General features: G+C 34.5%; 6 protein-coding genes. 2 read left to right on the top strand and 4 right to left on the bottom strand.

Annotated features, from left to right (window positions below; genetic code table 11):
* Positions 1-227 precede the first annotated feature (227 nt).
* Positions 228-1,583, top strand: coding sequence for an adenosylmethionine--8-amino-7-oxononanoate transaminase (gene bioA / locus ACKI67_RS09880; protein ID WP_407463363.1), 1,356 nt, complete (start codon positions 228-230; stop codon positions 1,581-1,583).
* 211 nt (positions 1,584-1,794) lie between these two features.
* On the opposite strand, the gene ACKI67_RS09885 is transcribed toward bioA, so the two are convergent.
* Positions 1,795-3,408 (bottom strand): ABC transporter substrate-binding protein, encoded by a 1,614-nt coding sequence (locus ACKI67_RS09885; RefSeq protein WP_407463364.1) that lies wholly within the window; start codon positions 3,406-3,408, stop codon positions 1,795-1,797.
* Positions 3,409-3,823: 415 nt separating this feature from the next.
* Complete coding sequence (gene leuS, locus ACKI67_RS09890; protein WP_407463365.1) at positions 3,824-6,697, bottom strand: leucine--tRNA ligase; 2,874 nt, start codon at positions 6,695-6,697, stop codon at positions 3,824-3,826.
* Between the two features lie 881 nt (positions 6,698-7,578).
* On the opposite strand from leuS, the gene ACKI67_RS09895 reads away from it, so the two are divergent.
* Entirely contained in the window at positions 7,579-8,586 is a 1,008-nt protein-coding gene (locus ACKI67_RS09895) for a TRC40/GET3/ArsA family transport-energizing ATPase (protein ID WP_407463366.1), read from the top strand.
* A gap of 71 nt (positions 8,587-8,657) precedes the next feature.
* On the opposite strand, the gene ACKI67_RS09900 is transcribed toward ACKI67_RS09895, so the two are convergent.
* Both ACKI67_RS09900 and ACKI67_RS09905 read right to left on the bottom strand, forming a co-directional pair.
* The gene (locus ACKI67_RS09900; protein ID WP_407463367.1) at positions 8,658-9,155 is read right to left on the bottom strand and encodes a DUF2115 family protein; all 498 of its coding nucleotides are present in this window, start codon (positions 9,153-9,155) and stop codon (positions 8,658-8,660) included.
* The gene (locus ACKI67_RS09905) at positions 9,152-9,712 is read right to left on the bottom strand and encodes a DNA-3-methyladenine glycosylase I (protein ID WP_407463368.1); all 561 of its coding nucleotides are present in this window, start codon (positions 9,710-9,712) and stop codon (positions 9,152-9,154) included. The genes ACKI67_RS09900 and ACKI67_RS09905 overlap by 4 nt, the downstream gene beginning before the upstream one ends.
* Between the last annotated feature and the right edge of the window lie 134 nt (positions 9,713-9,846).

Here is a 9,846-nt window from a genome sequence, read left to right on the forward strand (position 1 = left end):
ATTTTTCATTTTTTAATGGAAAGTTTATGATTTTTTAAAATTTCATTTTCTATTGTAGATTTTTTCATATGCTTTTTTCAAATTTTCATAATGGTATTTTTTAATCTTCAGAATGAAAAAATTAAAGATTTATTTAATATAAAATCCAATCTTATAATTAGAGTTTATAAGAATAGATTTTAAAAATTATTCAAAAATAATATTCAATATAATTATTAGGTTTTAATATGAATAACAGTGAAAAATGTGTCCAAAAGGATTTGGCCCATATTTGGCATCCTGCTTCTCAGATGAAGGATTATGAAGATTTCCCACCAATCATTATTGATCATGGAAAGGGAGTGAAGCTATACGATGTAGATGGCAAGGAATATATAGACATAATAAGTTCCTGGTGGTGCAATCTCCTTGGACATTGCAATGAAGAGGTAAGCGAAGCCCTTAAGGAACAGGTTGACAGATTGGATCATGTTCTTTTTGCAAACTTCTCTCATAAGACAATCATAGAATTATCCGAACGTTTGATAAAGGTGATGCCGGAAGGTCTCAATAAGTTCAGCTTTGTTGATAACGGTTCAGCATCTGTTGAATGCGCCTTGAAGATGGCATTCCAATACTGTGCTCAAAATGGCAAGGAACATAAGAAACGCTTCATGTGCTTTACCGGTGCATATCATGGAGAAACATTGGGAGCATTGTCTGTAGGTGCTCTTGATGAGTATTCAAAGGTCTTTGAACCAATCATGATTGATACAATCAAGGTCGAAGCTCCTGACTGCTATAGATGTCCATACAATAAGCATAGGGACAGCTGTGAATGTGAATGCTTTGAACATGCAGAGAAGGCATTTGCAGAGTTTGGTCATGAAACCTGTGCAATGATAGTCGAGCCATTGATTCAAGGAAGCGCTGGAATGAAGACCTATCCTCCATTGTATCTCAAGAAGCTTAGGGAGCTTTGTGACTTGTATGATGTTCTCTTGATTGCAGATGAGATCGCTACAGGATTTGGAAGAACCGGCAAGATGTTTGCAGTGGACCATGCAGGAATAAGTCCAGATATAATGTGCATTTCAAAAGGGCTTACAAACGGATATATGGCAATGGCGGTTTGTGTAAGCACAGATGAAATCTACAATGGATTCTATGGGGATTATGCTGATAATGTTGCCTTCATGCACAGCCATACCTATGCTGGAAACCCTCTTGCTGCAAGCGTTGCAAATGCGACCTTGAAGATTATGGAAAGGGACAATATATTGGAAGAAGCTAATGAGAAGGCAATTTGGCTCAATAATCGTTTCCATGAAATCTTTGATGAGCATCCAAATGTTGGTGAAATCAGGCAAATGGGACTTATCAATGCAATTGAACTTGTTGAAGACAAGGACTCTAAAAATGGCTTTGATGCAAGTGAAAGAATAGGTTATAAAATCTATAGAGAAGCCTTGAAAGACGGTTTGATGCTTAGGCCATTAGGTAATGTGATGTATTTCAATCCACCTTTGGTCATTACAAAAGAAGAGCTTGAGGAATCTTTAGCTATTTGTAAAAAAGCTATTGATGCTATTTTATTAGAATAATATTTTATTTAGGGCTTTAAATATAATTTAGAGCCTTTTTATTTCTATTTTTTTAATTTTTAAAATAAGTTAAATCTTTAATTCTATTTTTAAAAAAAGTTTTTTTAATATTAATAAAAAAAATGATTTATTGTAAAATAAACCATTTTAATATTAATATTTTTGTTATGAGAAAGCATTATATGGCTTTCAAGATTATTTTTTCTTGGACTTATGCAGTTGCGTTTGCTGCTTTCCAATCGTAGACATTACCCCAAATGTCTCCACCGTGTCCGTAAACGGTAGCTGTATCAGGTGAGAGATCTACATTGTCATTTACGAAGTAAGTGTAGTCTACAGAACCAATCCAAATGTAAGGGTCATGTGAATTAGCTTTTTGAGCCATTTTAGACCATGTTGGATAGGAAGCATTTGTTTCTTGACTTCTTGCTTGGTCTATAAGTGCATCAACACTTGAATCATTCATTAAGGTAGGGTTTGAATATCCGGATCCTGCTAATCTGCTGTCATAATTGTATGCAACACTTGATGGATCGCAACCTCCACCACCCCATACTATGGACATGGTGCTGTATTTGCCTTCAATATCATCCCAATTGGAACCTTGCAATTGCATATCAAGACCTAATTCTTTTGCTTGTTCAGATACAGCTATTGCAATGGATTCTCTGTATACTAAAGTTGGATAGTACCATAATGTCCAGGATGCTTTGGTTCCGTTTTTCTCTCTGATACCATCACCATCGGTATCCTTCCAACCTGCATCATCTAAGATCTTTTTAGCTTCATCAACTTTTCCATCTTCGAAGTTATCGTAGGTGTATGGTAATAGGAATCCGATACCATTAGTTGATGGTTCACCATATCCATTCAATGCAGTGTCAATAACTTTTTCTCTGTCAATACCTATGTTTAAAGCTTCTCTGATTGCTGGGTCTGCAGTTACATCGTTACCTGCAGGATTTCCTTCTTGGGTTTCTTGGCCCTCAGGAACTAATGGCAATGAAATTCCTTGCATATCCACAGATTTGAATCTTTCAAGGTGGTATCCATCGACATCTTCATCTGCATAGGTGTAGTGTACTTCTGCAACATCAACATCTCCAGATTTAACTGCACTGAATGCAGCATCTCTGTCAAGGAAAAGGTTGGTGATTTTGCTGTAATATGGCTTTTTGCCATAGTAATCATCATTTCTTTCTAAGATGACTTGTTGACCTTTATCCCATTGGGTAAATTTATAAGGTCCGGAACCAATTGGGTTCTGGCCATAGCTTGCATTATCGTAAGTGGCTTCCGGTACGATTCCTAAATCAGCCAATTTATGTACAAATGTAGAATCTGATTTATCCAATTCGAATTTGACTTGAGTGTCGTTAACTGCTTTTACACTTTTCATCATACTTAAATCTGTATTTTCTCCAGTTTCTTTAGCAGTATTGTAGGAAAATGCAACATCCTTAGCAGTTAATTTAGAGCCGTCATGGAATTTAACATCATCACGAATGTTTACAGTATATGTTTTATAGTCGCTGGATGCTTTATAATCTGTTGCCAAATCATTAACTATTTTTGCATCCTTTCCATGCTTTAGCAATGTACTTTGAATTAATGGTTCAACTCCTCCATCGTTGTATCCCCAACCATGCATTGGGTCGAAACCGTATTCAGGTTCTTCTCCGTGAGGCATTGCAGCACATACCAATTCATCAGGTGCACGTTCTGAATCTCCGGTTAAAAAGTCAAAGAAACCAGCAGAAGCAGAACCTACAGTGATGATTGCTATTAATGCAATGACTGAAACAATTAATATTTTTCTGTTCATAGAATTCCTCATTAAAAAATCTTGTAAAAATTGATCAATACCATAAAATTGCAAATTTTTAAAGATTCACAATTTTCAATTAGATTAAATATTACGATATTTAAAGAATCATATAAATTAGTAATACTAATTTAAAAAAAAGTATTAATCATATTTATATTGTAAACCCCAGTATTTAAATATTACTAATTTTTAAAAAAGTATTACTTTTATTATTAAAATTAAAACCTGAGTAATAATTGAATTTTATTTTAAAGGTATGGTCATAGTTTAATAGATTTTTTAACAATTTGTTTAACTTAAAAATAGTTTTTAGGTAAAATTGTATAATTAATAAAAAAAGAAAATAAGAATAGCTATTTAAAATAGCCATTGATTTATTTAATATATTTTTTCAGCTATTGGAGTAGTTTATTTATTCCATGAAAATAGCAGGCTTATAAGGCATTGCATTTCTTGCCTTGTTTTGTGGGTCGTAGCTGTCATCGGTGTGAATGATCACTTCTGATTCCACTTCAGCTTCAATGAAGTCTTTTGCATCATTTAATATGCTAGCTTCATCAATCTTGCCGATGTATCTTGTTTTGGTCATTTCTCTGGAAATCTTTTTAGCTGCGCCAGCGATTTCCTTCTTGTCATCATAGATGTTTTGACCGATTGCTCTACCCATTATTTGACCGATATCAGGTTTTCCCACTTCATCAGCAATTTTGTATAAATCCCATTTCCAGTCAGGGGATAGGTAAATGTGGATCTTTTCAGGGTCTGTGTCAACGATGTTTCTGATTTCGTTGATGTCCTTTACGATGTTTTGGACAAGAGACTCTGATCTTTCAATCTCTTCGCTGATAAGCTCTTCATCATATTCAGGCCATTGTGCAAATGAGACATAACCTTCTCCGCCAAATTTGCTCCAAAGTTCTTCTGAAGTGTGTGGAGTGAATGGAGCAAGTAATCTGATCCAGTTGCTTAATAATGTGGATAATACATAGATTACAGCAGGGTCCTTTTTGTCCAAGAGGTCTTTGACTCTGTACATGTAGTGGTCCAAGTCTTTTTTGAGCAAGAATAAAGCATGTTGCAATGCTTGTCTGGTTTGGAAAACTTCAAGTGCTTCAGTTGCAGCTTTGATATGGACATTCAATTGGTTGATCATCCATTTGTCGATGCTACGTTCAAGAGCAACTTCTTCAATATTGGATAAGTCTAACTTTTCACCTTTGATGTCTTCGACCTTTTGTGCAAATTCTCTAAACCATTCAAGTCTTCTTTGGGTTCCTTTAACCTCTTTTTCTCTCCAGTCGAAGTCTTGCCATGGTTCAGCTGATGCCATCAAGAAGAGCCTTACTACATCTGCACTGTACTCTTCAATTGCATCTGCAAGGAGAATTACATTACCTTTTGAAGAGGACATCTTGTTTCCTTCAAGAAGTCCCATACCGAATACTACGGTACCTTTTGGCCATTTTTCTTCAGGGTAAATCGCTGCATGAGTAAACATAAGGAAGCTTAAGTGGTTTCCTACCAAGTCTTTTGCAGATAATCTCCAGTCAAGAGGATACCAGTAGTTGAATTCAGCTTGAATCTCATCTACAATTTCAGGTGCAACGGTGATTTCATCGCTGTCCACTCCTAAGAAGACCTTTTCAAAGAATGCTTCATTCAAGTCTTCAGGGTCCATGTCTTTGAGATATTTAGCTATTGAATAGTAGGACATGTACATTGTAGAGTCGGATAAAGGTTCAATAAGCCATTGGTCATCCCATGGAACTCTGGTTCCAAGACCTACTCTTCTGGAGCATGCCCAGTCATCCAACCAGTTAAGGTAATATTCAAAGTTGGAGCGGATTTCTCCAGGAATGATAGTCTCTTGAGAAAGGAGCTTTTGGGTCTTTTCAGTCCATTCCTCGTCACCATATCTGATGAACCATTGGTCATCCATCACTTTAACTACACATTTGTTACCGCATCTGCAGATTACAGGTCTTTCTGCAAAGTCGTACATGATGTCTGCACTGCCTGCTTCAATCATGTCAGCCTTGATTTCATCTCTGATATATGCAACCCTTTTTCCAGCGTACTTTTCAATATGGTCACTGATGTATCCTTTGCTGTGTTCTGCTTTGTACAATTCATCAGTTGCATCTTGCACTTTAGGGTCATTTTGGTTTTCGATTCCCATTCTTTCTACAACTTCAACAGCTGGGAACTCGCCATATCCCTTTACGGTTACAACATTGATAGGGTTTGCCTTAGCAACTTCATCAGCTATATCGAACTCTTTGATCAAGTCTTCATTTTCCTTCAAGTCTCTAAGTGCGATATAGTCTGCAGGTGCATGAGCAGGTACGGAGAATACAGTTCCTGAACCGTATTCAGGGTCTACAAAGCTTGCAGGGAAGATTGGTAATGGTTCTCCATTAAGGGGGTTTTTAACGTATTTGCCGATTAATGGTTTAGGATCAATGTCTCCGATAATCTCCAAGTCATGCTGGTTGGAAAGGTTAAGGAAAGCTTCATTACTTATGATCCATTTTTCCCCTTCGCATGCTCCGGATTTAACTTCCACTTCAATGTAGTGGACCTCTGGGTTCAACCATACGTTGGTTGCAGCGAAGATGGTTTCAGGTCTGAAGGTTGCAGGTACGATATATTGGCCAGGTTCAACTTCAAACTTGATTAAGGTCAATTCGTTTACACCTACTCCTTCACCTTCAAGCAAGTCGTGGTCTCCTACAGGGTTTTCATCGTGAGGGCAGTATTTTACAGGGTGTTCCCCTTGTTTGATCAAGCCTAAGGACTTGAGCTTTTTAGCTTGCCATGTGATGAACTTTTGGTAGGTTGGGTCGATTGTTCTGAATTCCCTTCTCCAGTCGATGGAATATCCCATATCATCCATTACGGTATGGTATTCGTTACTGAAATATTTTACAATGTTGATTGGATCTTCCAATTTTGGAAGGGTGTCATGAGGAACCTTGTGGACTCTTTCGTATAAGTCAAGGGTCCATGGGTCTTTCCTTTTGATTCTGTCTGCAATACCTATAACTGGTGCACCGGTTACATGCCATGCCATAGGGAATAATACATTGTAGCCTTCCATTCTTTTAAATCTTGCAAATACATCAGGTACGGTATATGTTCTACCGTGACCAATGTGCATAGCCCCACTTGGGTATGGATAAGCCACTGTTATGAATAATTTTTCTTTTTCATTAGGGTCTGATTGAAATAGCTTGTTGTCTCTCCAGATTTTTTGCCATTTCTTTTCAATTTCATTGTTAGTCACTAAATCACCATTTTCATTTTGATAATTAGATAATTGTTAAGCTTATAATTTATTAGTTGAGAATTAATAAATCATATTAATTTATATTTATTATTTTTATTTAATATAAAATTTTCATAATATTTGATTTTTTTTTAAATTATTTTTATCATTTTAAATCAATATTATAACAATTTTGCAAAAATATTTTAATCAAATAAGGAAATTATGACAGTATTATTATAAAATAATAATTATTTAGTTGAGTTTAGACTAAAAAGACTATAATATTTATTTATAATGAAATTAAATAGGAAATTGAAGGTTTTTCTTGCCTAGATAAAAATATGCTCTAAAAAAAATTATGAGGCAGAAAAAAATGTTTTTTGAACTCACTATTTATTTAAAGTATTCTTCTAGCAAAATGATTACTAATTTTAAGAAATATTTAAAATATTTTTTTTGAAATTATCAAGATCATCATTATGCTAGCAAAATAACCTTTGTATTAAGCCGTTGAACTTAAAAAAAATCTAGTTTTTTATATTTTTGACTATGGCAAGTTTTTCCTTCTTTTAAGGTTAATTTTAAATATGTGGAAAATATATTATTAAACAGAGTACTTTAAATAATCGATTTCAATTCTGCCGATTGATTTTGATTAGAGAAAAATTTAATGTTAAGAATTCATTTTGAATTCTTAACTTAAGTTTTAAAGCTTTTTTTATTAGTTTCTTTTTCTAAGCATGCTTATTTTTTGCAGTTTTTTCCACTTAAAAAAGATAAACTTTATATGTAATAAGGATAAAATAACTTATTGTTACTAAAACTTTTTAGTATAGATTTCAGATTAAAAAATAGAATAAAAATTATCATATAATAAAATCCTATGGAGGGATTATATGGCGTTTAAAGATTTATTTAAATTCAAGCAAGGTGAAACCACTTTCATATTTGTTGGAGGCAAAGGTGGAGTAGGAAAAACTTCCGTCTCTTCAGCTACTGCATTGTGGTTAGCAAATCAAGGAAAGAAAACATTAATCGTATCAACAGATCCTGCTCATTCATTATCTGATTCACTTGAAGTGACAATTGGACACTATCCTGTCCAAATCAATGAAAACCTCTTTGCAGTAGAAATTGACCCGGATAAGGCAATGGAAGAAAAGCAAAGGGCTTTGGAAAGCCAAAAGTCTGTGGCAAGCCCTGATCAATTATTCGGTCTTGATTTCTTAGGTGAACAAATGGATTTGGTTTCTGCATCTCCAGGTGCAGACGAAGCGGCAGCATTTGAAGTCTTCTTATCTGTAATGACTTCCAATGAGTATGATGTAGTTGTATTTGACACTGCGCCAACAGGCCACACATTGAGACTTCTTTCCTTCCCAGAAATCATGGACTCTTGGGTAGGAAAACTCATGAAGGCAAAGGCAAAATTAGGTACTGCAGCAAATGCATTGAAGAACATCATTCCATTTATGGATGCAGCAGATGACTTGCAGTCAAGCAAGGAATTGGAAGAGACTAAAAAACAAATTGATCAAGCAAAAGCAGTACTCTCTGACCCTGATAGAACAACATTCAAGATGGTTGTAATTCCTGAGGAAATGTCCATCTATGAATCTGAAAGAGCTATTGAAGCATTGAACAAATATGACATTACAACTGACAGCATAATCGTCAATCAGGTAATGCCAGACATTTCAGATTGTGACTTCTGTCATTCAAGATACATGCTCCAGCAAAAACGTCTCGCTTTGATTGACCAAAAGTTTTCAGATCAAGTCGTTGCTGAAGTTCCTTTATTCAAGGATGAGGTCAAAGGTCAAGAAAAATTAATGAAATTGGCTGAAATCCTCTATGAAGGAAAGGACAATGACGAAGTCCAACAGAATGTAATCCAACTTTAGGATTATGTTCCCTTACTTTTTTTATTTTTTTTTAAATTTTTTTAAATTTAATTTTTTCACTATTTTCTAAATCATTCTTCTTTTAATTCGCTTGGTTTGCAAACACAGTATTGACAAGTATAATAATCTTTAGCAATCTTTGCTTGCTCTTCTTTTATGTCGCAGTAGTATACTGTTTCGCCATCTTCTTCTTCAGCAAATACTGTTTTTCCATTGTGCATATCTATTCCAATAGGATGCAATGGCCTTTTAGCTATTAGACTTAAGTAAATGCAATTATATGTGATGAACCTTTTGAATATCTCTTCACTTTCAGGGGAACATCCTTCAAAAAATCTGTATAATTCATCTTTAATGTCATTTATCAAGCCATCATCGATATCTATATTTCTTTCATCTTCCTCATCAATCTTCAATGCCATAATCTCATTGTAGTTTTGAATATGGAAGTTTGCACGTAGTTTAGAAGCTTCATCCGCATTCTCATCATTAGCTCTATTCTCAAAGATTTCAATTTCATAATCCTTGATGTTTTCCTTTATTTCTTCTAATAAGTCTCGTGTTTTCATTTCAATTCCTCGTATCTAAAGCATTCATGAATATGATTGTTGATTATTCCGATTGATTCCAAGTAGGAGTATATTATTGTTGTTCCAACGAATTTCATTCCTCTTTTTTTTAAATCCTTAGCTATTTTGTCTGAAAGAGGAGAATTGGTTAGATAATTCTCTTCGGTATCTACCAGTATCTTATTGTCTGTAAATTGCCAGATGTAATCTGAGAATGATCCATATTCCTTTTGTATTTCGATGAAGACATTTGCATTGTTTATTGCAGCGTTTATTTTTCCTTTATGCCTTATTATTCCTGCATTGTTCAATAGCTCTTCTATCTTCTCTTCATCATAATTTGCCACCTTTTCAACATCAAAGTTATCGAAGGCTTCTCTGAAGTTTTCTCTTTTCTTTAATATTGTAATCCATGCAAGTCCTGCTTGAAATGATTCAAGAACAAGCATTTCAAAGAGTTCCTGGTCATCGTAGGTAGGGACTCCCCATTCTTCATCATGATATCTTACATAGATTTCCTCTACATCTTCAGCCCAAGGGCAACGTTTTTTAGTCATGGAATCACTCAATTTAAATTAATTATAATCAATAGTCTATCTATATCTTTTAGTTAAAAAATATTTATATTAAAAAATAATTAGTTAAAAGATAATTTAGTTAAAAAATATTTATATTAAAAAATTAAAATGAT

Source organism: Methanobrevibacter sp. (genome assembly GCF_045577275.1).
Lineage (GTDB): Archaea > Methanobacteriota > Methanobacteria > Methanobacteriales > Methanobacteriaceae > Methanobrevibacter.